The sequence below is a fragment of the Acinetobacter sp. YH12027 genome, from assembly GCF_013420085.1.
In the GTDB taxonomy this organism is placed as follows: Bacteria; Pseudomonadota; Gammaproteobacteria; order Pseudomonadales; family Moraxellaceae; genus Acinetobacter; species Acinetobacter amyesii.
In genome coordinates, this window is sequence record NZ_VOYW01000022.1 from 35,697 (window position 1) to 56,782 (window position 21,086).

The window sequence follows — 21,086 nt, forward strand, 5'->3', positions numbered from 1 at the left end:
GAACCAAGAGATACAGCAAGATGTCTAATCTTGCTTTTTTATTGTCTGAAATTTATCTCGTTAAAAATGAGTCAGTAAAACAAAGGTGAAAAAAAGCCCGCATATACGGGCAAATTTAGAAATGCGGATTCGAATTAAATCATTTATTTCAAATCGTTCGAATAAATTATAGAGAAGATTACGCCTTTAGATGATCTTCAAACTCTTCACCGAGCTGCATGGCCAAAGCATTACCAGACAAATCTACAGTCACTAGACCATATTCTTTTTTAAAACTGAATGTAAATCCACGATTATCTGCCAGTGTACGAACAGAATATCCTAACTTTTCTAACCAAAGACGGAAGGCAACTAAATTTTTTGCTTTAACCACTTTTTTCACGAGCGAACTCCTTATCAATCATTAAAATATTAAATAGGGGTGTCAAAATATTTTTTAAAGGGGAAATGGAAAACTTTTATTTAAAATATGAAATTTTGATGGATAAATAAACAGATTATCGGCTTATAAATTGTATAAATTCATTTAACTCGCTGTTTTATAACAATCTAAACTTAATGTAAGTAAATATAACGTATTTTGAAAATTTGGGTTTTAACTGCTGGCTTAAAATCTATCCTATGCCTATAGAGAAGCTGTGTGCAAAATAAGCGATGACTTAACTTAGAAAGTATAGTGGATTAGGTGTGCAGTATTGATTGCAAATAAAGACTTGTTCACAGCCAAATTAACTGGATAGGTGAGCATGCAAAGCTATTTCACATCAAGATTTGTCGAAATGCTTTTATACTATATCCCATCGATATAAATAGATTGAACGCATGCAAAACATTGAGCACGATGTAAAAGCAAAAATTGAACAGATGCAACAAGTGGGACAGACGCCTGTTGCGGTGATGCTTGGACATGAAGATTGGTTGGTCTTTTCGGAGCAATCTAAAGTGGCATATACACCATTTGGTAGTGCAAGACGTTATCAGCCGGCATTAGGTGGTTTATTGATGGTACGTATCGATGAAATGCAAGCCGTTCGAGTTGTGACTCAAGCTGAATTGGATGAGTTTGCTGCAACCAATCAAATTTTATAAACATAAAATGAAAAATCGGCCCGAAACATTCATCACAAATAAAACAGTTTATTTGTGATGAAATCTAAAATGCTTATACCTCGCAATCCAATTAAAAATTGTCTTTAAGTTCTCTTAAGCGTTGAAATGCTTCAACACTTTCTGCGCGTAAAAATGGATTGGTTTCTAGTTCTAATTCAATGCTGCTTGGCAAAGTACATTGTCCGAGCATGCGCAGGGATTCAACCTCATCAAAACGCTGTTGTATGGCAAGGTTGTCGGGTTCAACATGCCGCGCAAACTGCGCATTCGATAGGGTGTATTCGTGAGTACAATACACTTGAGTTTCTGCAGGGAATGCGGCTATACGGTTCAAGGAATCGTACATTTGTTGAAAGGTGCCTTCAAAAACACGTCCACAGCCCATAGCAAATAATACATCGCCGCAGAAAAGCGTATGAATGTCATCGATAAAATATACGATATGACCGAGGGTGTGGCCGGGCGTTGCTGTTATTTCAACTTCAAGACCATGAAATTCAAAACGGTCATTATGATCGAGAGGATAATTCACCCATGGAATACGGCTTAATTCTGCACGGGGACCATAAACGGCAATGTTTTTATCCTGAATAAGTTCCGCTACGCCACCGACGTGATCTTTATGCCAATGCGTTAGCCAAATTTGCGTAAGATTGAGTTGATGTTCCTGACAATAGCGCTCGACTAAGGCAGCTTCAGTAGGATCTACTGCAATGACATCATGGCTTTCGGTGTGTTCAAGCAGCCAAATATAATTTTGCAGTGAATTTTTGACATCCAATGTATGTATTTTAAACGCCATATCCATTCATTCAATATTTAAAATTAAGTTAAAGTTAGCATGAAAATGCTCAAAACGGATGATTATCCATTTTTAGCCCTAGATAAACGACATATCTCACAGCGCTATTTTAGTCTGATGCCTCGTCTACAGATACAGGATTACCAATGGTATAAAAGTGCCCGCCAGCAACATGGTGTAGGCTTTTCCATTCATCTTCTACTTCATGATAATACCAATGTCCGTTACGGAAGACGCGGTCATCAGCATAGGCAGCAATGACTTCGCCAATAAACAGATCGTGCGCTTGTTGATTGTGCGGCTCAGGAATAAGTTTGCACAGTAGCCAAGCAGCACAACCTTCAACTACAGGAATATCTGAGGCATTAAATTGAAATAATTCCACGCCACATTGGCGTAATTTTTCTGGCGCATCACGTTGGCTCATCATGCCAAGTGCATAGACCAGTTTGAGTTGTTTCAGTGTCGGTACTTGTAAGGCGAAATAGCCTGAATTCTCAATAATCTCACGTGTTTTAGTTGATTTATCCAGTACTACTGTCACTTTTGCAGGGTTGAACTCTAAGGCGCATGCCCATGCTGCAGTCATCACACCAGTATGGGTTTGATCCTGAGCAGAGACGAGCACAGTCGGGCCATGATTTAAAAGTCGGTATGATTTTTCTAAAGGAACGGGGTGAATATGCGTTTTCAAAATTGTGCCTATATTTAAGTTCATCTAAAACTTAGATGTTTTATTCAAAAGTGTTGTTACATAGCATATAACGCATGAAATATTTTCAAAAGCCTTTAATATAAATCACTAAATCAGGAGTTCTATCAATGAAAATGTATCAAGTGGACGCATTTACCCAAGTGTTATTTAAAGGCAACCCAGCGGCGGTTTTGGTGTTGGATGAATGGTTAGATGAACACTTGATGCAACAGATTGCTTTGGAAAATAATCTGTCTGAAACTGCATTTGTGAAAAAAATCGACAGCAGCAATTATGAAATTCGTTGGTTTACACCGACCACTGAAGTGGACTTTTGTGGACATGCGACATTGGCCAGTAGTTATGTGCTTTTTGAGTTTTATACGGCTGAAAAAAATATCCAATTTCATGTCAAAAATCTCGGTATTTTTAGCGTAAATAAAGCTGAAGATGGAAAAATTCTGATGAATTTCCCTGTGCGTCGGGCACAGGTCGTGAGCGAATATCCTGAAGAGCTACGTCTAGGGTTGAGTCAACCTTTTAAGCAGGTTTATCTGAATGCGCAGGCGTATATCGTAGAATACGAAACGGCTCAACAAGTCTTGGACGAACAACCGAATTTTGAAATCTTAAAACGTCTTGGCAAAATTCGCACCGCAATTACAGCGCCGGGTACGATTACTGATGTTGCAATCACTGCGGCAGCCCAGAAATATGACTGCATTTCACGCTATTTTGCACCGGGCAATGGCATCAATGAAGATCCTGTTACGGGTTCTATTCATACTGGAATCGTGCCTATTTGGGCAGAACGTCTAGAAAAACGTCAAATCTTGGCGTATCAAGCATCGAGTCGTGGTGGTGAGTTACACTGTCAAATGCTTGAAAATGACCGTATAGAAATCTCAGGCTATGCGTGTTTGTATATGCAGTCTGACATTTATATCTGAACATAAATCAAATACATGCTGTCTCATTCTGCAGCATGTATTTAATAAAAAGTAACTATTAATCCAGAAAAGCTCAGCATAAAATCAAAACCAATCTGATCGACAGCACTGCGCTGATCGATGCTAAATATAGAGGACACTTGAATTACATGCGTATTAAACATTTAACGCTTTCACTTTTTTTTGCAGGTTTAAGTACAAGCCTCTTTGCTCAACCTGTATTGGTTAAAACTGAACAAGCCATTGAAGAATATAAATTAGACAACGGTTTTCGTGTGGTTTTGGCGCAAAACGATAAAGAAAGCAAAGTGTTTATGAATACGGTGTATTTCACGGGTTCATTAAATGACCCTGAGGGCAAAGGTGGTTTAGCGCATTTGCTTGAACATTTGGCCTTTAAAGGCACTGAAAATGTCAAAGGTGATGAATTTCAGCGTCGCCTAGACCAATTCACGCTGATGACCAATGCCAGTACGGATTATTATTCAACGAAATACACCAATGTGATTCGTCCTGAACAAAGTTCAATCGATCAAGTTTTGCATTTAGAAGCAGAACGGATGGATAAATTGGTACTTCAGGAAAAATTTGTACCGACAGAAATTGATATCGTTAAGCGTGAACGTGAAATTCGTTTAGATCAGCCATTTTCAGTGTTAATCGACCAAGTTTTAAAAGAAGCCTATGGCAATCAATCTTTAGGCCGCTTACCGATAGGTGATTTGAAAGAACTTCAATCCATCAATATGAACGAATTAAACCAGTTCTATCGCCGTTGGTATGCGCCAAATAATGCAGTGATGGTGATTTCTGGTAAGTTTGATAAAGCGGCTGTATTAAAACAAATTGATCAACAATTTAGCCCAATTGCCGCACGTCAAATTCCTGAACAGGCCAAAGTCCCTAAATTAGATGGAACGAAATTAAAGCAACGCGAATTTACTGTTCATAAGGGTAGTGACTTTGGCAAATTTAATATTTATATAAATGGTGCAGTTGAACCGATTAAAACTGCTTTGGCGGTATCTCCAACGTTGTATACCTTACAGCCAAGTGGGCATTTGTATCAAAGCATGGTGGAAACAGGGACAGCAACCGCAGTTCAATCCACCACATGGTTAGATAAAGATTTTAATTTGGTGTTTATGGGGGCGATATATGGCCCAAGTCATGATGCAAACAAAGTGGCAACCAGTCTGGCACAAGGTGTAGAGCAGAATAAAGCCTTTAATGACGTCGAGCTAAACCGTGTTAAAAGCTTGACTCGAAATATGGCTGACAATGTCAAAAATAGCGCAACAGCACTTGGCGAGCGTCTTAGTTCTTATACTGTGGCTTATAACGGGGACTGGTCTCAATATTTCAGAGACTTAGATAAAGTACAAAAGCTGAGTGTAAGCGACGTGAATCAAGTGTATAAGGATTTTCTAAAGCCTGAATACCGTGTCACAGGAAATATTCTACCAACACCTGAAGACCAGAAGAAAGCACAGCAACAAGCAGCGTCGAAACCTGCTGAAACTTTAGATCAGCAAGCACCTGCAGAAGAGCCATTGAAAGATGCGAGTGTTTATCGTGCTGAAGTGAAGCAATATGTTGCAGAGTCTAAGCAATATTTAAATCAGAAAGAAAAACAGATTCAGCGAGCTAAATTTAAAAACGGCATTCAGTATGCATTGTTTCCAACTAAAACACGTGACGACAAGACCTATGCTACGATTGCATTGGATTTTGGTACAGCGCAAAGCTTAATGAATAAAGGTGAGTTGCTAGATTTGACAGCTTATCTCATGTTCCGTGCATCTAAAGATCAAAGTTTGCAGCAAATTGCCGATAAAATTATTGATGTCGGTGGTGGTGCAACGGTTAGTGCAAATGATAATGGTCTCATGATTCAGGTGGTTGCACGTAAAGAAAAATTTGCTGATTTTTTGCAATATGTTATTGATGTTATTAAAGCTCCGGCCTTTGAGCAGTCACAATTTGATTTAATCAAAGCGCAAAGTTTGTCGAGTTTGGATCGACCTTATACAGAGCCAGATACCGTTGCAGCAATCACTTTGTCGCGTATTGTCGAGATCTATCAGCCGGGGGATATTCGTTATCACTTCGAACCTGAACTTGCGAAAAAACAAATTGAGTCGGCTACACGTGATCAAGTGCAGCAGTTACATCAAAAATTCTTTAAAACACAGCATGCACAAATTGCGGTAACAGGTGATTTTGATACCAAGCAAATAGAAAAAATTCTGAAAAAAGAATTTGCAGATTGGAAAACCAGCGAACCTTATCAACGCTTAGAGTCTACGTTTACGGCATATCCTGCACAGAAAGTGCATGCATTGTCTGAACAGCGTGAGTTTGGTAGTTACCAAGCCATTATGACTCTACCTGTAGGTGTAGAGCATACCGATTCTCCTGCGTTACAAGTATTACGCCACATACTCGGTGATTCACAGTTGTCTTCACGTCTAGCTCAAGAGTTACGTGAAAAGAATGCACTGGTTTATGGTTTTAGTGCAGACATTAATTTTGATGAATGGGTGAATTCAGGTGTACTGAGTATTGATGCAAACTACACTGCGGGTAAATCAGCACAAGTTTCTCAGTCTGTTCATAAAGTGTTGCAAAACTTATTGAAAAATGGCGTGACGGAACAGGAAGTAGAAGCAGCCAAAGCCAGTATTTTGAAAAAGCGTTTAACTGCACTTGAAGATGACCGTCGTATTCATAGCATGTTGATTCCACAGTTAGAAAAAGGCCGTGACCTAAACTATCGTGAAAAACGTGATCAACGCATTGCTAGTTTGACTAAAGCGGATGTTGATGCTGTCATCAAAAAATATATTCAACCTGAACATTTGGTAGAAGTGATGTCTGACCAATATGGTCAAGCCGTAAAATCTACTCAAAAATAAACCGAATAAAAAATCCTCCAGATGGAGGATTTTTTTTGAGCTGCATTGGATAACTTGATTGCAAGATTATCTAAACGAACTTATAGGCGGTAGAACTGACGCGCATTTTGTTGGAAGACTAAAGTCAGCGCATCAGGATCATAACTCGCGACCGCATCTGAAAAGGCGTCAATAATATTCACCAAGGATGCACTCACACTATCCATCGGGAAGTTAGAGCCAAACATCACACGGTATTTCCCAAAGCATTGTAGAGCATGCGAAATAAGCGGGAAGGCACAATCGAAAATCTCTTGTTTGGATGCAAGGCGTTGTTCTTTATGAAACTGATGACCCAAAACAGGCATGAATAAACCCGACATTTTGGTATAAACGTTTGGACAACTTGCCAGTTCAGCTAAATCATCTTTCCAACGAAACAAGATATTGTCACGTGAAGTTTGGGTTAAGCCTGTATGTGAGCCGACGGGTCCAAAGGCACCGACAGGTGTCCCAAAATGATCCAGCACGATAGATGTTTCGGGGAAAGCACGTGCTATAGCGGTTAAATCACGAATCTGGTCTGAATAAACCCATGCATCAAAACTTAAGTTCATTTGAGCGAGGGCTTCAAAACCTTTCATAAATTTTTTATTGGTATAGAGATGCGGCTCATTGGTCCATGCATGAACTTTTGGGTCTTCATGTACAGCTGCCATTTTCCGTATGCCACGAAAATGCGGCGAGGCTTGTTTATGCATTTTAAGAATTTTCTTAAAACTACTGTCACATGGGTCTGCAGTGCCAACTATGGCACCAAGTTTAATTTTTTGAGCATTAAAATCTAAGGATTCAATAAACTTGGTTTCACCAACCACCCCTTTGCCTTTATGGTCATGCCAGCTCGCTTCTACATGTACGATTTGATCGACCTGATAATGTCCTGCATCTTGCTTATAATTTTCAGGCAAATACGGTGTCGTCACATGTTTGGTCAAGCCAACCGTGTCAATTAACTCTTGCGGCTTAACTAAGCGCATCATTTTGTCGAGCAAGTAGGGGTGTTTACCCAATAATTTCACGGCAAGTGAAGCGGCATGTGGGGTATTGTATGGATCCCATTGATGTATATGTGAATCCACGATGGCAAAATCGAGCGTCTGCATTGCTATCCTTGTCCTTAAAACCATGTCCATTTCTTGCGTATTTCATTGTATTTTCGAATACACAAGGCACTAAAAATAGTTTGAATGATGAAAATACAACGTTATGACTGAATATTAAATCAAAGCTTTGTGAAAGAGAAGTTGTATAAAAAAAGCCCCGAAGGGCTTTTGATTAATGCTGATGATCGTGGTCGTGATCATGCTTATTTGCATGGAATTCTTCGTTATGACGGAAGCGAAGATAGTTTTCAAACTGTTCGCAATATTCATCATAATTATCTTCAAGCATCATTTGAAATTGTTGAAGAATATAAGACATCACTTGATCTTTGGCATCACGCATTTCTTTGCCATCTTTGAAGCCATTGGCAGCAACCCAAGTATTAAAGCGAGCAGTACCAAATAACATGGCAGCACTCACTTGGCCGCGCATTTCTGCAGGTTTGACTTGAGAACCTTTTTCAACACGACAAAATTCATTGGCTTGTTTAATAAATTCATCCGCACGTTCAAAGAAAGCTGCATTCAACGCTTCTTCTTCGGTTACATCAGTAGCTTCAATCTTTTGAACCATGAATGTGTCCTAGCATAAAAATCTAATGCAGTATTATAGGCAAAGCCTTGCAGAAACTAAACCTTTGACTTAATCTAAAAAATAGCCTAAGTAAAGTGGAATACCCCATGCAAGACGCAATCGCAGTGCAAAGTCTGAAAAGTGATATTGCATTACTTCGACAAAATATTTGGCCGCCCTCAACCTTAGCCAATGTAGAAGGGCTGCCCATTTATTATGGTACACAGTCTGAAGTAGCCGAATATTATGCGCAGTGGACAGGTTTAATTGAACGTGCTCAAGACTTATTTCAGCCCTTTATGGAAGATGAAGTCCTTGATGCAATACATTTGCCGAGTCATTTGAATCTGCCGCTTTTTTATTTTCATGTGGATCGTATTCGAATCAACAAAACACGTGCGAAAGAATCTAAAACCTTTCGTGGTATTGCTAGCTTAGTTGAAAAATGTGGGCAGTTTGAAGCAGATCAAATTCAAGCGATGCGACATTGGCTAGACAGCGATGACACTGCAGCTTTAGTCGCACACCGTGAATTTATTGACCTCAGAACCTATGTATTTCAACATGGGCAAAGTGATTATACCCGTACCCGTTTTTATGTGAATGGCATTGTACTCAGTGTCGAAAACGAGTTTAAATTGGTGGATGCCCGTGACAAACCACGTAAAGCCCGTAGCGATAGCTATAGTGACCCTTTAGCAGATAACAATACGTGGAAAATCTTTGGGAAATATCGTTAATTAATAAATATCGTTAATTACTGATGTTACGCAGTAACATCAGAAGCGCCATTTGATTCAAATAAAAGAGCGATACGCGGCAACGTCATCCGCAAGTGTTTGAGACAGAACTACATCTATTTAAAAATGTTTTTGCGATACTTTGAATAAGTAGACGCTAGTGAACGAGTTTTGCGGTGAGGAGCATTGCTCCGCAAGATGGTTTCCTTGCGAAGCTTCGCTTCTCATTTTGCCGAAACAAAAGTACCTCCAGCCGAAGGCTAATCCCTTTATTTAAACCCTAGATGTAAGACTCCGTCGAATAGACTTAAAAATCATTTTAAAAATGCGTAATTACTTTTACGTGCGTAACATCAGTTAATTAAATATGTTGACGATATTACTTAGAACGTGAATTTAGTTCGCTGCACAAGGATGCTTTGGATTATGTAATCCACGCCCTAATGTGAAAATAGCCACTATGGCAAATGCCGAAATTGAAAGTTTGGCTCATGCAGAGCAATTGACTGATTTTTATATGACCTTATTGCAAGGGATGACGATACAAGCACGTGATGGTATGGCCTTGACACAATTACAACGCATGGTGAGTAATGCCATGAAATCATGGGGGTTATTAGCACAAGGTTAAATCAGTATGGATTATGAATTAAACCCCCAATAGCAGTGTAGCCTTAAGGCAATTTTCTTAGTTTTTTTGAATGACTGATATGCAAATACTATATTGAAGTTTATTTGCAGGGATGAATTTTAATGTCACCCAATTCCATCACACTGATATAACCATCAACCGCAATCAAATTGTCGCTTTGACTCGATAGGGTGAGACATTCTCCAGACTTGACGCTAGATAGTAGCTGACCTTGTTGCGGATTCAAGTTCATGCTGTAAATACTCAGTGTGCCAGCATCGGTTTTGATTTGGTAAGACTCATCACCATAGTCCTCATTATTATTGCGCAGGACTTTAAAGGTTCGTCGTGTCTGATCAAAGTTTTGAGTTGGAGAAAGCGGCTTTTCGACTTGTAAGGATGCCGTGCGCCTTAATTCGGTACTTTGCACAGGCTTATGTTGTTCACTACAAGCACTCAGTAATGGGAAAATGATAAAAATAAGTGAAAATGAAAATAGGGGATGAATTACAGGTATGTGACTTTTCAACATAAAACCACCCTGAATCTAAATTTTCAGATAGCTTATTTTAAAAGTTTTTATCCAGAAAACAAAAATAATAGCTTCTCAAAATATTTCAATGTAACTGAGTCAAACTAAGGAAATGATGAATTGTAAATAGCCGACTTTGAATCTGAATGATCAACAAATGAATATCTATATGACAATGTAGGATACAAATAAACAGGGAGAATCATTGAATCTCCCTTAGGTTTTATTTAATAAGTTTTCGACTGACAAGGAATTGTTCTGTCGCGTCTAATAGCTTATCTGCATAAACCTCTTGTTTTGCCGTCAACCAACCGAGAACAAACCAATCGCTAGCTTCCAGCTCTGTTTGCTGAATATATTGTGCAGAAGAAGATAGGACTTGGTATTCCTGAGCCGCGACTTGTGCATCATTAAGCGCTTTACTGTATTTCTGCAAGTTTTTTACATCATAAATCGATGTCAAAATAGGGAAGCTAAATTTAAGCTCTTGTATGCGCTGAGAAAGCACATCTAAGCTTTCAAAATTGTTAATGTCGGCATCATTTAAAGCCTCTTGCAGGGCTTTATATTGGTTTTGCAGGGTGTTTTGAGCATGCCATTTAAAATCATGTTGCTGCGGTGCATCATCGATTTTCAAACTAAACATTAAAAGCTCAAGATAATGATGTACATTTTGAGTCGATTTAACCAAATTGCCTAACTTCTCTTTGGCATACAAAATATCTTTGGTTAAATTTTCAGAAGTCGTTGGGTTTTGTAAAAAGCCACCCAAGGTATTTTGCATGTGCTCAAAATGGTGTAATTGTTCAAACTGCTGTTTAAATGCGCCTAATTGCAATGCCCATTTTTCAATGATATCGCTGTTCCAATCTTTAAACAGCGAAATGGTTAATTGTAAATGATGGAGTGCTTTTTGAGCTTGTGTAATGTGCTCGGCCTGAGCCACACCTGCAGAAATTGCGGCAATATTAGGCAGAAGGTGCTGCATTTCCTGTGCAATTAAAAGTCGTAAGTTTTTTGCGGCAGTGTCTTTTTTACTGAGTTGAAATTCTTTAGCCTCAACTGCTGGACTCACCGTTTGATTCAATGCCAGCAAGTTACCAATTTCCGCTTTACTGCGAACGTCTAACCACAAATGGTACTTTTTAACCCATTCAAAACTAAAGGCTAGAAGCGATTGAATAGAGCCACTTTTAAGTTCAAATTCAACTTCGTGAACCTCTGTTTCTGTGCTGTTACTGCGGATACAGCCGACATCTAAGCTAACTTCGATCTTGGCGTCTTCAAACTCTATGACGCGATAAGTTCTCAGAATGTCAGTTTCAAATTGAAGTTGTAGCGTATCTTGCTGATCGCCTAAAGTGGTTTTTAAAACCGATTGAACTTCAGCTTTATTGGCATAGACCGATAAATCTAAAGCAGGAGCTTGTTCAACTTCACCCAAATCTAAGTTATGTTCAAAGCGTTCAATGTGGCTTTTACCTGCAGCTTTCAGGGTTTGAATCCAGCGGGTTCCTTCTAAACGCTGACGCAAGGCTGCATGCTGCTGTGCCATTTTTCGATCTGGGGTATCAAAATATTTAGCTTTAAGTTGAATTTGTTCCGATTTTTTTGGATCGAGTGCTTTTAATAATGCAGTTCGACGTGCTTCTGGAATCTGGAACTTTAATTCAACTTCAACCATGGTTTTCTGTCCTGATGTCACAACTTCATGATCTGGCATGAAGCGATCTTTAAATTTTTATAAAAATGAAAAACTAAAATGTGCGTACATTTTCTATCAACTAAACGCGTATCGATTGTAGCGAAAAACAGTTGAGAAGTAAGACTTGACGGATTTGAAAACTCTGATTTTGGACGAAGAAAAGTTTTAAAAGATGGATATTCCATCAATTGTATAATTCACAATGGTTCGACTTTCATTGGAACAAAATAAAATTTTACGTCTTTAACGCGGACGAATTTTAAGCTATGTTGATTAAAATAAGTTCAGGATGAGCACAACATGAATTCACAAGTACAACCCGAGTTTAATCGAAACTTAAAGCCCGAATTTCAGTTACCGATTCGTGACTATTCGCAATTTTATCGATTTTATTTGACTGAACATCGAAATATTATGAGTCGTCGTTTACATGCCACCGGCAGCAGTATTGGACTCTATTTCTTTGCAAAAGCAATTTTAAAAAGACAACCAAAGTATTTTGCTTATGGCCTGGTTTCAGGCTATGCTTGTGCATGGGTCGGACATTTTTTCTTTGAAAAAAATAAGCCGGCAAGTTTCAAGCAGCCTTTATACAGCTTTATTTCCGATTGGCGCATGCTGTCTGATATTGTGAAGGGGAACTTAAGCTTAAAAGACCGTAATTTAGATAAGATTGATAGTTAATTATTTATTAATCAAACGTTTAATTTTTATTGATTTTGGTGTAGTTTTTTGAGTAAATGACTTGTAAGTTTAGAGTGATTAGTCTAATAATGTTCATATTGTTTATTCACTGTTTATCTGAAAGATAAATAGACGATAAACCCCAGTTTTCCAAGCCTAGAGTGACCTTCTCTAGGCTTTTTTTATGGCCTTAGAAATGGTCTATTGTTTGAAAGATTTAACCACAAAAATGTTCACAAAAAAAAATAGGCTAGACTTTTTGATGCTCTGAACGCTCCCCAAAACGTTTCTTACCAAGCACCAAAAAGTCTAATAGGTTGCATATTTTATTCTTATCAAGTGTTTTGTTTTTATGCGCTGTTTTTTGTATTCTTCTGTTTCGCTATTAGATAATTTGTATCAGTTTTGTTCTATACCTAAAAATAGGTATTTTTTGCCATTTTCTACAGAAAATTCAATTAAACATTTATATAAGCAGTCCTGTGAAAAGGAATATAACTTTCTCAGCGGCAAAGCATTAAAATTTTATGCCCCAAGCAACATTTCATAGACCTAATCGTTATAATATTCAAAAGTTTTAAGTTGTGATTGAACTATGCGTGGTTTATACCTCATTACCAATGATGATCCTATCGAATTGCTTTTAGCCAAACTCGAAGGCGCGATGGCAACTTATGAAGTTGCTGTTTTGCAATATCGCCGTAAAAAAGTGGCAAAGGAAGATCAGGCTTATGAAATTGAATACATGAAAAATATGTGTAATCAGTACAAAGTGCCTTTTGTTATTAATGACGATCTAGAAACTGCAGTTCAATATGGTGTGGGGGTCCATTTAGGGCAAGATGACGGTTCAATTGCTGAAGCTGTAGCACGCTTACCTAAAAATGTTTTGATCGGTCGAAGCTGTAATAACTCTTTAGAGCTGGCTGAGCAGGCGATTGCAGACGGTGCAAACTATGTGGCTTTTGGCGCCATTTTTGCAACTGAAACCAAGCCTGAAGCAGGCAATATTGGCTTAGAAACGCTAAAACAAGCCAAAGCGAAACTAAATGTACCTATTTGTGCAATTGGTGGTTTAACTGTAGAGAACTCCGCTGAAGTGATTGAAGCGGGTGCTGATCTTTGTGCTGTGATTAGTGATGTATTAGGTCGTTCAATGTCTGCTGTAAGCAGTCGTGTTTATGAATGGTCTGAGCTTTTTGCTGAACAAGCTTAATTTTATTTTTTAGATTGAATAAGTAGAGAATTTTTATGAGCTTATCTGCTAAGCAAGAACAATTATTTAAACAAGCCAGCAAGCATATTCCTGGCGGCGTAAACTCTCCTGTACGCGCATTTAATGGTGTAGGCGGTACACCGGTATTTATCGAAAAAGCGCAAGGCGCATATCTCTATGACGTAGACGGAAAACGCTATGTCGACTATGTCGGCTCTTGGGGCCCAATGATTTTAGGTCATGCGCAGCCCGACATTATTAAAGCGGTTCAAGAAGCGGCTGTTGATGGTTTAAGTTTTGGTGCGCCAACTGTGCATGAAACGACATTGGCGGATATTATTTGCGAAATTATGCCGTCTATTGAATTGGTTCGTATGACCAACTCAGGGACTGAAGCGACTATGACCGCCATCCGTCTTGCTCGTGGCTACACCGGCCGTGACAAGATTGTAAAATTCGAAGGCTGCTACCATGGCCATTCAGATTCGCTTTTAGTGAAAGCGGGTTCTGGCCTACTTACTAAAGGTGAGGGTGAAGCGACTTCTGCAGGTGTTCCAGCTGATTTCGCTAAACATACCTTAACACTGCCGTATAACGATATTGCGATGCTTAAAGAATGCTTTGCAAAATTCGGTTCAGAAATTGCAGGTGTAATTGTCGAGCCAGTTGCAGGCAACATGAACTTGGTGAAACCGATTGAGGGTTTCTTGCAAGCAATTCGCGATGTGTGTGATGAGCATGGTTCGGTCTTTATCATTGATGAAGTAATGACAGGTTTCCGTGTCGGTCTTGGCGGTGCGCAAGCACATTATGGCGTAACACCTGATTTAACCACGTTGGGTAAAATTATTGGTGCTGGCCTGCCAGTTGGCGCATTTGGGGGTAAACGCGAAGTGATGGAATGCATTGCACCACTGGGCAAGGTCTATCAAGCAGGTACATTGTCTGGTAACCCATTGGCTATGCGTGCCGGTATTGAGATGTTTAAACATTTGCGTCAGCCGGGCTTCTATGAAACTTTGACTGAAAAATTGGCAGGTTTGCTTGCTGGTTTACAGGCAGCTGCAGACGAAGCGGGCATTCCGTTCTTTACGCAGCAAGTGGGCGGCATGTTCGGTATTTATTTCACTGATCAAACTGAAATCACCGGTTTTGATTCAATTCTGAAATGTGATGTAGATGCTTTCCGTACTTTCTTCCACGGTATGTTACAGCGCGGTGTAAACTTAGCACCTTCAGCATTTGAAGCAGGTTTCTTCTCAAGCGCGCATAGCGATGAAGATATTGCATTTACCATTGAAATGGCGAAAGAAGTTTTTGCCAAAATGAAGTAATTTTCATTTAAATTGGTAAATTCTGCTTTAGAATAAAGCCCGCAGCCTGCTGTGGGCTTTTTTTGTTGTTTTAAGTTCAGTTTTTTAAGAGAAGGATTTTTAAATGAAAACCAAGCATTATTTAACTTTGGCAGATGCAGAATTTTTACTAAACACAGCACATGCTTATGCAGTCGAAAATGGTTTTAATGTCAGCATTGCGGTTACGGATGAGACAGGCAATTTGTTAGCGATGAAACGCATGGATGGTGCATCGCCAATGACAGCAAACCTATGCTTAGAAAAAGCCAAATGTTCTGCGATTAGCCGCCGTCCTTCAAAACTTTTTGAAGACATTATTAAAGGCGGTCAAATGGGCTTTCTGACCATGGATACCTTTTCAGGCATGCTGGAAGGCGGTGAGCCGATTATGTATGAAGGGCAGTTGGTTGGTGCAATGGGCGTGTCTGGCGTAAAGTCTTTTCAGGATGCTGAAATTGCACAGCAGGCGATTCAAGCTTTTTTAGCGCAGCAAAACTAAATATTGTGAGCGTAATAGATACTTCAGTCTTGTCGAAATCATTGGCCTTAATATATTTTGGTTTAGATGTCGATAAATCTCGGTCATAGCATTAAGTCGAAAAAAATCTAAGATTGAGCTGAAATATTAAGCATGTTAGTAACTTATGTATAACTTTGTTGAAGTAAGATTATATCTTACTCAATTAATAGACCTCTTTTATAAGTCATTTTTACGCAGTTCCAAATTATAGATTCCAGCAATTAAATAGAATCTCTATCCTAGTTTGTTACCTCGACAACGTTCAGCAATGGTTTTTAACGGGTTTCATAACCCAATACAGCTTAATCCTTTATTCTTCTTTCATGGATTTCCTAATTATTGAACAATGGATGTGTTGTTGCCCAATTTGGATATCACACCCAATCACAGAAAAAGAGTGCTTGCTAAAAATTGCAATAAACAACTCGTTTATTTGCCATAAACTTGATAAGTTAAATTTTTATATTCAGAAATAGACATGATGAAAAATATATGGATTTTAGTTGCACTGACAGCACTTATGGCGGGTTGTAGCACAACACAGCAAACTGAAAATACACCAGAAAAAATTGGTATGGCAAATCCAGCCAGCCAATATTGTGTAGAGCAAAAAGGTAAACTTGAAATTCGTGATGAAGCAAATGGTCAGGTAGGGTATTGCCATCTGCCAAACGGGCAAGTGGTTGAAGAGTGGGTATTATTCCGTAGTAGCCAGACCCAATGTGTTGCTGATAAGGCAAAGACGTTGATTGGCCAAGCAAAATTGACAGAAAATCAGATCAAGGCGATTAGCCAAGCTCAAATTGTCCGTCTAGTCAAACCTGGGCAGCCAGTGACAATGGATTATCGTGTAGAGCGTGTCACCGTCACTGTAAATCCAATCAATCAAAAGATTATTCAAGCAACTTGCGGTTAATTCAAACGCATAAAAAAGGTCCGAAAGGGCTTTTTTTGTTTGTTCGGCTGCGACTAATTTAAATGACAAATCCATTACGATCTTTTATATTGCCCCTCGTAAGGAGAAGTTCATGAAAAAGTTATTTGCTTTATCCGTTATGGTGGCTTTGGTCGGCTGTGCTGAGAAAAAACCATTAACCCCTGAAGAGCAGTGGCAGGGTTACTGCCGCAGTGTAGGTAATGCTGCACGTACGATTATGTTAGATCGTCAAAATGCAATTGAAAAAGACAAAGCAGTTGAGCATGCCAGCAAGATTGAGGATGAAACCACCAAAGGCTTTATCCTGAACATCATTGATGAAGTTTATGCCTTGCCGCAAGCTGAGATTAATGCTGATGTTGAAAAAGCACGTGAAAAAATTCGTGCTGAGTTTACTGAAAAATGTATCGCAACACCGCATACCGAAATGCCAGATTACAAACCGTTCTAAGGAACGGTTTTTTTATGCGAGAAAAAGCGTAAAGCGAAATCTAAAGGCTGTATTCATCAGCGAGTAGTTACAGCGGGGCAACTATCCGTCGTTTAGCCATATGATTGAGTTCATACTTATTTCGCGTATGCATATTTCTCTTAGGGTCATCTTGAGCATGAGATGCTTAAAGATTTAAAAATAGCCTAAGCAAGGCAAAATACTAATTGTGACAACTTGCTAAATCATAAATATAGAAAAGCAAGTCTTTTTAATGAATAATGAAATGGAGAATAAAAAAACAGTAGAGGAGTAGAATATGGACGTTATCGGTTATATGCATCACTCAGATCTACTCCTAGAAGATGAACAAGGCGTAGCAATTATCGGTGGTGGGAACTACGTGCTCAGCATTGGAGATAAAGTCACTTTACGCCAAAAAGTAGATGCATTTTCTCAACGCTATTTGGTCGATATCAGCTTTGCAAGTAATCAACATCAAACCACATGCCAGGACGAATGGTGCCTCAGATTTACAGGCGATCTAGCAGAACTTCAGCAATATATCACTGCAACCACTGTCCACTAAGGTGGAATATCTAATACAGATAAAAACAGGCAACATTTAGTTGCCTGTTTTTTGATGGTTAATTTTAGTCAAAAGTTAATATGCGCAAGAAAAGCGTGTTCTAAGTATTGATTTTGCTTAATGTATAAACGATATGAGGATCATTTATTTATAAAATAACGGGCATCACGAAGAAACACTTGTAGTGCATTAACTTTTAACTGGAATTTTAGTAAAATTTAGCAGTCCATATTATTTGCGTAGCTTTATTTAAAGCAGGAATGCGTAAATAATTTTTTAAAAAAGAGGAATAACACCGTGCTAGAAGCTTACCGCCAACACGTTGAAGAACGTGCCGCACTCGGAGTCCCACCGAAGCCACTTGACGATGCTCAAACAGCTGCATTAGTTGAATTATTAAAAAACCCACCAGCTGGCGAAGAAGCATTTTTAGTTGATTTACTAGAAAACCGTGTTCCAGCGGGTGTTGACCAAGCTGCATACGTTAAAGCTGCTTTCTTAGCTGCTTTGGCAAAAGGTGAAGCGACTTCTCCACTAGTAACTAAAGAACGTGCGGTTTACCTACTAGGTACTATGCTTGGTGGTTATAACGTTGCTCCTTTAGTTGCACTTCTTGATGATGCAGAGCTTGGTGAATTAGCTGCTGACGCACTTAAGAAAACTCTTCTTGTATTTGATGCCTTCCACGACGTTGCTGATAAAGCAAAAGCGGGTAATGCGAATGCACAAGCAGTTATGCAATCTTGGGCAGATGCTGAATGGTTCACTAGCCGTAAAGACGTTCCTGAAGAAATCAAACTTACAGTTTTCAAAGTAACTGGTGAAACGAACACAGACGACTTGTCACCTGCACAAGACGCGTGGAGCCGTCCAGACATTCCGTTACATGCTAACGCAATGCTTAAAAACGTACGTGACGGTATCAACCCAGAAGTTCCTGGTGAAGTTGGTCCACTTAACCAAATTAAAGACCTTATCGCGAAAGGCAACCAAGTTGCTTACGTAGGTGACGTTGTTGGTACTGGTTCAAGCCGTAAGTCAGCAACTAACTCTGTACTTTGGTTCTTCGGTGACGAAATTGCTCACATCCCGAACAAAAAAGACGGTGGTTACTGCTTAGGTTCTAAAATCGCTCCGATTTTCTTCAACACAATGGAAGATGCTGGTGCATTGCCAGTAGAAATCGATGTTCAAAACATGAACATGGGCGACGAAATCACGCTTAAAATCGACCACGCTGCTGCTAAAGTTACTGCGTTCAAAGACGGCGCTCAAATCGCTGAATCTGAACTTAAAACTCCAGTTCTTCTAGACGAAGTACGTGCTGGTGGCCGTATCAACCTTATCGTTGGACGTGGTTTAACAACTAAAGCTCGTGAAGCTCTTGGTCTTGCACCTTCAACTTTATTCCGTACTCCAGTTCAACCTGCAGCTACTGGTAAAGGCTTCACTCAAGCTCAAAAAATGGTTGGTCGCGCTTGTGGTCTTCCTGAAGGTCAAGGTGTACTTCCAGGTACTTACTGCGAACCTAAGATGACGACTGTTGGTTCTCAAGATACAACAGGTCCAATGACTCGTGACGAACTTAAAGATCTTGCTTGCCTAGGCTTCTCTGCTGACCTAGTTATGCAATCTTTCTGTCACACAGCTGCGTATCCAAAACCAGTTGACGTTCAAATGCAACACTCGCTTCCTGATTTCATCATGAACCGTGGTGGTGTATCACTACGTCCAGGTGACGGTATTATTCACTCTTGGTTAAACCGTATGCTTCTTCCAGATACAGTAGGTACTGGCGGTGACTCACATACTCGTTTCCCAATCGGTATTTCTTTCCCAGCGGGTTCTGGTCTTGTAGCGTTTGCTGCTGCAACTGGCGTTATGCCACTAGACATGCCTGAGTCTGTTCTTGTTAAGTTCAAAGGTAAAATGCAACCTGGTATCACTCTACGTGACCTAGTACATGCGATTCCTTACGTTGCGATTCAACAAGGCGACTTAACTGTAGAGAAAAAAGGTAAGAAGAACATCTTCTCTGGTCGTATCCTTGAGATCGACCTTACAGAAATGGAAACGGACCTTACTGTTGAGCAAGCGTTCGAACTTTCTGACGCATCTGCTGAACGTTCAGCTGCTGGTTGTTCTATCACGCTTTCTGAAGAGAAAGTTGCTGAATACCTTAAATCAAACATTACTATGTTGAAATGGATGATTTCTGAAGGTTATGGCGATGCTCGTACTATGGCGCGCCGTGTAGAGAACATGGAAAAATGGTTGGCTAACCCATCACTTCTTAAAGCTGATGCTGACGCTGAATACACTAAAGTGTACGAAATCGACCTTTCTACAATCACTGAACCAGTTCTTTGCTGCCCGAATGACCCAGATGACGCTAAATTGCTTTCTGACGTTCAAGGCGTGAAAATTGACGAAGTATTCGTTGGTTCATGTATGACTAACATCGGTCATTTCCGTGCAGCTGGTAAACTTCTAGACAAAGTTCCTGGTGGTTCTTTATCTACTCGTCTATGGTTGGCTCCTCCAACTCGTATGGACGAACGTCAATTGATGGAAGAAGGTTTCTATAACATCTATGGTAAAGCTGGCGCTCGTACAGAAATGCCAGGTTGTTCATTATGTATGGGTAACCAAGCACGTGTAGCTCCGAACACTACTTGTGTATCGACTTCTACTCGTAACTTCCCGAACCGTCTAGGTCAAGGTGCGAACGTTTACTTAGCTTCTGCTGAGCTTGCTTCTGTTGCTGCTGTACTTGGTAAATTACCAACTCCAGCTGAGTACCAAGAATACGCAGCTCAAATTGATAGCATGTCTGCTGACATCTACCAATACTTAAGCTTCGACAAAATGAGCGACTATACTGACGCTTCTAAAGATGTTGATACTAAGAAAATTGCTGCTGCTCAATTGTCTTAATTGATTAAGTAGTTGAAAATAAGGGCTGATTTATCAGCCCTTATTTTATTATTAAAAGAGTATATTGCGAATTTTATACGTGTTTAAATTTGATTAATTAGAATATTGTAAGTTTAATCTGTTATTAGGTTTAAACGACTTTTATAAAATATTAAGAAATAAGTGATATTGAATTCACGGATTAGTTATGAACTTTAGATTATATTTTTTACCTTTAGTTATAGTATTTTTTTTAAGCTCTTGTTCATCAAGCTCATCTGAACCATTAATTTTATCCGAACAGCAAGAAAAAAATATTTTGAATGAGTATAAAGGTCTGCTTGAAAAGAAAAAGTATGAAAAAGCATATAAAAAATTATTAACTTTAGAAAACGTAAATAATATTAGTAGTTATGCTAAAAATGAGCTTGGGAATTTTTATGAGAATGGAATTTATGTCGATAAAAATTTAGATTCTGCATTAAAATATTATGCTGAAGCTGGAAATGAAAATTAGATCTCTTGCGAAAGTCATTATTGAAAATTTATCCGGTTTACCAGTGCAGCGATTAAGTTAATGCGTAAACCGAATCTTTTCCGTCTATTTCGATAGCGTTCACTTAATATTCTAAATGTCT

Annotated in this window: 21 protein-coding genes and 1 pseudogene; 14 read left to right on the forward strand and 8 right to left on the reverse strand. The window is 39.2% G+C overall.

The features are described from left to right. Positions 1 to 178: 178 nt before the first annotated feature. Complete coding sequence (locus FTT94_RS09705) at positions 179 to 382, reverse strand: hypothetical protein (RefSeq protein ID WP_078188846.1); 204 nt, start codon at positions 380 to 382, stop codon at positions 179 to 181. A 440-nt stretch (positions 383 to 822) separates the two neighbouring features. Between FTT94_RS09705 and FTT94_RS09710 the strand changes: the two genes are divergently transcribed. Next, the gene (locus FTT94_RS09710) at positions 823 to 1,089 is read left to right on the forward strand and encodes a hypothetical protein (protein WP_257231364.1); all 267 of its coding nucleotides are present in this window, start codon (positions 823 to 825) and stop codon (positions 1,087 to 1,089) included. Positions 1,090 to 1,180: 91 nt separating this feature from the next. Here the strand turns inward: FTT94_RS09710 and gloB are convergent, their stop codons facing one another. Together gloB and FTT94_RS09720 are read right to left on the reverse strand one after the other, a co-directional pair. After that, a complete protein-coding gene (gene gloB, locus FTT94_RS09715; protein ID WP_180170689.1) occupies positions 1,181 to 1,912 on the reverse strand; it encodes a hydroxyacylglutathione hydrolase in 732 nt (243 codons plus the stop codon). Positions 1,913 to 2,021: 109 nt separating this feature from the next. Next, positions 2,022 to 2,630 carry a flavin reductase family protein gene (locus FTT94_RS09720; protein ID WP_180034732.1) on the reverse strand — a complete coding sequence of 203 codons (609 nt, stop codon included), beginning with the start codon at positions 2,628 to 2,630 and terminating at the stop codon, positions 2,022 to 2,024. Between the two features lie 104 nt (positions 2,631 to 2,734). Between FTT94_RS09720 and FTT94_RS09725 the strand changes: the two genes are divergently transcribed. Together FTT94_RS09725 and FTT94_RS09730 are read left to right on the forward strand one after the other, a co-directional pair. Continuing rightward, positions 2,735 to 3,556: a PhzF family phenazine biosynthesis protein gene (locus FTT94_RS09725; RefSeq protein ID WP_180170690.1), complete on the forward strand. Its 822-nt coding sequence runs from the start codon at positions 2,735 to 2,737 to the stop codon at positions 3,554 to 3,556. A 149-nt stretch (positions 3,557 to 3,705) separates the two neighbouring features. Then, on the forward strand, positions 3,706 to 6,474 hold the full coding sequence (locus FTT94_RS09730) for a pitrilysin family protein (RefSeq protein WP_180170691.1): 2,769 nt from the start codon (positions 3,706 to 3,708) through the stop codon (positions 6,472 to 6,474). An 80-nt stretch (positions 6,475 to 6,554) separates the two neighbouring features. Here FTT94_RS09730 and FTT94_RS09735 read toward each other — a convergent pair whose 3' ends face one another. Both FTT94_RS09735 and FTT94_RS09740 read right to left on the reverse strand, forming a co-directional pair. Further along, positions 6,555 to 7,619: an amidohydrolase gene (locus tag FTT94_RS09735; RefSeq protein ID WP_180170692.1), complete on the reverse strand. Its 1,065-nt coding sequence runs from the start codon at positions 7,617 to 7,619 to the stop codon at positions 6,555 to 6,557. A gap of 172 nt (positions 7,620 to 7,791) precedes the next feature. Next, positions 7,792 to 8,193, reverse strand: coding sequence for a DUF3144 domain-containing protein (locus FTT94_RS09740; RefSeq protein ID WP_078188837.1), 402 nt, complete (start codon positions 8,191 to 8,193; stop codon positions 7,792 to 7,794). A gap of 107 nt (positions 8,194 to 8,300) precedes the next feature. On the opposite strand from FTT94_RS09740, the gene FTT94_RS09745 reads away from it, so the two are divergent. After that, a complete protein-coding gene (locus tag FTT94_RS09745; protein WP_180160064.1) occupies positions 8,301 to 8,933 on the forward strand; it encodes a hypothetical protein in 633 nt (210 codons plus the stop codon). 460 nt (positions 8,934 to 9,393) lie between these two features. Continuing rightward, entirely contained in the window at positions 9,394 to 9,564 is a 171-nt protein-coding gene (locus tag FTT94_RS09750; protein ID WP_180002979.1) for a hypothetical protein, read from the forward strand. A 100-nt stretch (positions 9,565 to 9,664) separates the two neighbouring features. Here FTT94_RS09750 and FTT94_RS09755 read toward each other — a convergent pair whose 3' ends face one another. Together FTT94_RS09755 and FTT94_RS09760 are read right to left on the reverse strand one after the other, a co-directional pair. Then, complete coding sequence (locus FTT94_RS09755; RefSeq protein ID WP_180012250.1) at positions 9,665 to 10,096, reverse strand: hypothetical protein; 432 nt, start codon at positions 10,094 to 10,096, stop codon at positions 9,665 to 9,667. A 223-nt stretch (positions 10,097 to 10,319) separates the two neighbouring features. Then, positions 10,320 to 11,780, reverse strand: coding sequence for an inorganic triphosphatase (locus FTT94_RS09760; protein WP_180041340.1), 1,461 nt, complete (start codon positions 11,778 to 11,780; stop codon positions 10,320 to 10,322). 321 nt (positions 11,781 to 12,101) lie between these two features. On the opposite strand from FTT94_RS09760, the gene FTT94_RS09765 reads away from it, so the two are divergent. The 9 genes from FTT94_RS09765 (at position 12,102) to FTT94_RS09805 (ending at position 20,965) form a co-directional block, all read left to right on the forward strand. Further along, positions 12,102 to 12,485, forward strand: coding sequence for a DUF962 domain-containing protein (locus FTT94_RS09765; protein WP_168378946.1), 384 nt, complete (start codon positions 12,102 to 12,104; stop codon positions 12,483 to 12,485). A 595-nt stretch (positions 12,486 to 13,080) separates the two neighbouring features. After that, entirely contained in the window at positions 13,081 to 13,701 is a 621-nt protein-coding gene (gene thiE, locus FTT94_RS09770) for a thiamine phosphate synthase (protein WP_078188828.1), read from the forward strand. 35 nt (positions 13,702 to 13,736) lie between these two features. After that, positions 13,737 to 15,035: a glutamate-1-semialdehyde 2,1-aminomutase gene (hemL, locus tag FTT94_RS09775; RefSeq protein WP_180007291.1), complete on the forward strand. Its 1,299-nt coding sequence runs from the start codon at positions 13,737 to 13,739 to the stop codon at positions 15,033 to 15,035. A gap of 103 nt (positions 15,036 to 15,138) precedes the next feature. Then, complete coding sequence (locus FTT94_RS09780) at positions 15,139 to 15,555, forward strand: heme-binding protein (RefSeq protein WP_180007290.1); 417 nt, start codon at positions 15,139 to 15,141, stop codon at positions 15,553 to 15,555. 499 nt (positions 15,556 to 16,054) lie between these two features. Beyond that, positions 16,055 to 16,492, forward strand: a complete 438-nt coding sequence (locus FTT94_RS09785; protein WP_180170693.1) for an I78 family peptidase inhibitor — start codon at positions 16,055 to 16,057, stop codon at positions 16,490 to 16,492. 112 nt (positions 16,493 to 16,604) lie between these two features. Beyond that, positions 16,605 to 16,964 carry a hypothetical protein gene (locus FTT94_RS09790; RefSeq protein WP_078188547.1) on the forward strand — a complete coding sequence of 120 codons (360 nt, stop codon included), beginning with the start codon at positions 16,605 to 16,607 and terminating at the stop codon, positions 16,962 to 16,964. A gap of 298 nt (positions 16,965 to 17,262) precedes the next feature. Then, positions 17,263 to 17,532, forward strand: a complete 270-nt coding sequence (locus FTT94_RS09795) for a hypothetical protein (RefSeq protein ID WP_180170694.1) — start codon at positions 17,263 to 17,265, stop codon at positions 17,530 to 17,532. Between the two features lie 297 nt (positions 17,533 to 17,829). Then, positions 17,830 to 20,469 carry a bifunctional aconitate hydratase 2/2-methylisocitrate dehydratase gene (locus tag FTT94_RS09800; RefSeq protein ID WP_180170695.1) on the forward strand — a complete coding sequence of 880 codons (2,640 nt, stop codon included), beginning with the start codon at positions 17,830 to 17,832 and terminating at the stop codon, positions 20,467 to 20,469. A gap of 187 nt (positions 20,470 to 20,656) precedes the next feature. Continuing rightward, positions 20,657 to 20,965, forward strand: coding sequence for an SEL1-like repeat protein (locus FTT94_RS09805; protein WP_180170696.1), 309 nt, complete (start codon positions 20,657 to 20,659; stop codon positions 20,963 to 20,965). 17 nt (positions 20,966 to 20,982) lie between these two features. On the opposite strand, the pseudogene FTT94_RS09810 reads toward FTT94_RS09805, so the two are convergent. Further along, positions 20,983 to 21,086, reverse strand: a pseudogene (locus FTT94_RS09810) (IS5/IS1182 family transposase); the annotation flags it as partial.

Excerpts from the sequence above, each read along its gene's own strand:
- FTT94_RS09710 (WP_257231364.1), top strand. The coding sequence starts at position 823 with ATGCAAAACATTGAGCACGATGTAAAAGCAAAAATTGAACAGATGCAA.
- gloB (WP_180170689.1), bottom strand. The coding sequence starts at position 1,912 with ATGGCGTTTAAAATACATACATTGGATGTCAAAAATTCACTGCAAAAT.
- FTT94_RS09720 (WP_180034732.1), bottom strand. The coding sequence starts at position 2,630 with ATGAACTTAAATATAGGCACAATTTTGAAAACGCATATTCACCCCGTT.
- FTT94_RS09725 (WP_180170690.1), top strand. The coding sequence starts at position 2,735 with ATGAAAATGTATCAAGTGGACGCATTTACCCAAGTGTTATTTAAAGGC.
- FTT94_RS09730 (WP_180170691.1), top strand. The coding sequence starts at position 3,706 with ATGCGTATTAAACATTTAACGCTTTCACTTTTTTTTGCAGGTTTAAGT.
- FTT94_RS09735 (WP_180170692.1), bottom strand. The coding sequence starts at position 7,619 with ATGCAGACGCTCGATTTTGCCATCGTGGATTCACATATACATCAATGG.
- FTT94_RS09740 (WP_078188837.1), bottom strand. The coding sequence starts at position 8,193 with ATGGTTCAAAAGATTGAAGCTACTGATGTAACCGAAGAAGAAGCGTTG.
- FTT94_RS09745 (WP_180160064.1), top strand. The coding sequence starts at position 8,301 with ATGCAAGACGCAATCGCAGTGCAAAGTCTGAAAAGTGATATTGCATTA.
- FTT94_RS09750 (WP_180002979.1), top strand. The coding sequence starts at position 9,394 with ATGGCAAATGCCGAAATTGAAAGTTTGGCTCATGCAGAGCAATTGACT.
- FTT94_RS09755 (WP_180012250.1), bottom strand. The coding sequence starts at position 10,096 with ATGTTGAAAAGTCACATACCTGTAATTCATCCCCTATTTTCATTTTCA.
- FTT94_RS09760 (WP_180041340.1), bottom strand. The coding sequence starts at position 11,780 with ATGGTTGAAGTTGAATTAAAGTTCCAGATTCCAGAAGCACGTCGAACT.
- FTT94_RS09765 (WP_168378946.1), top strand. The coding sequence starts at position 12,102 with ATGAATTCACAAGTACAACCCGAGTTTAATCGAAACTTAAAGCCCGAA.
- thiE (WP_078188828.1), top strand. The coding sequence starts at position 13,081 with ATGCGTGGTTTATACCTCATTACCAATGATGATCCTATCGAATTGCTT.
- hemL (WP_180007291.1), top strand. The coding sequence starts at position 13,737 with ATGAGCTTATCTGCTAAGCAAGAACAATTATTTAAACAAGCCAGCAAG.
- FTT94_RS09780 (WP_180007290.1), top strand. The coding sequence starts at position 15,139 with ATGAAAACCAAGCATTATTTAACTTTGGCAGATGCAGAATTTTTACTA.
- FTT94_RS09785 (WP_180170693.1), top strand. The coding sequence starts at position 16,055 with ATGATGAAAAATATATGGATTTTAGTTGCACTGACAGCACTTATGGCG.
- FTT94_RS09790 (WP_078188547.1), top strand. The coding sequence starts at position 16,605 with ATGAAAAAGTTATTTGCTTTATCCGTTATGGTGGCTTTGGTCGGCTGT.
- FTT94_RS09795 (WP_180170694.1), top strand. The coding sequence starts at position 17,263 with ATGGACGTTATCGGTTATATGCATCACTCAGATCTACTCCTAGAAGAT.
- FTT94_RS09805 (WP_180170696.1), top strand. The coding sequence starts at position 20,657 with ATGAACTTTAGATTATATTTTTTACCTTTAGTTATAGTATTTTTTTTA.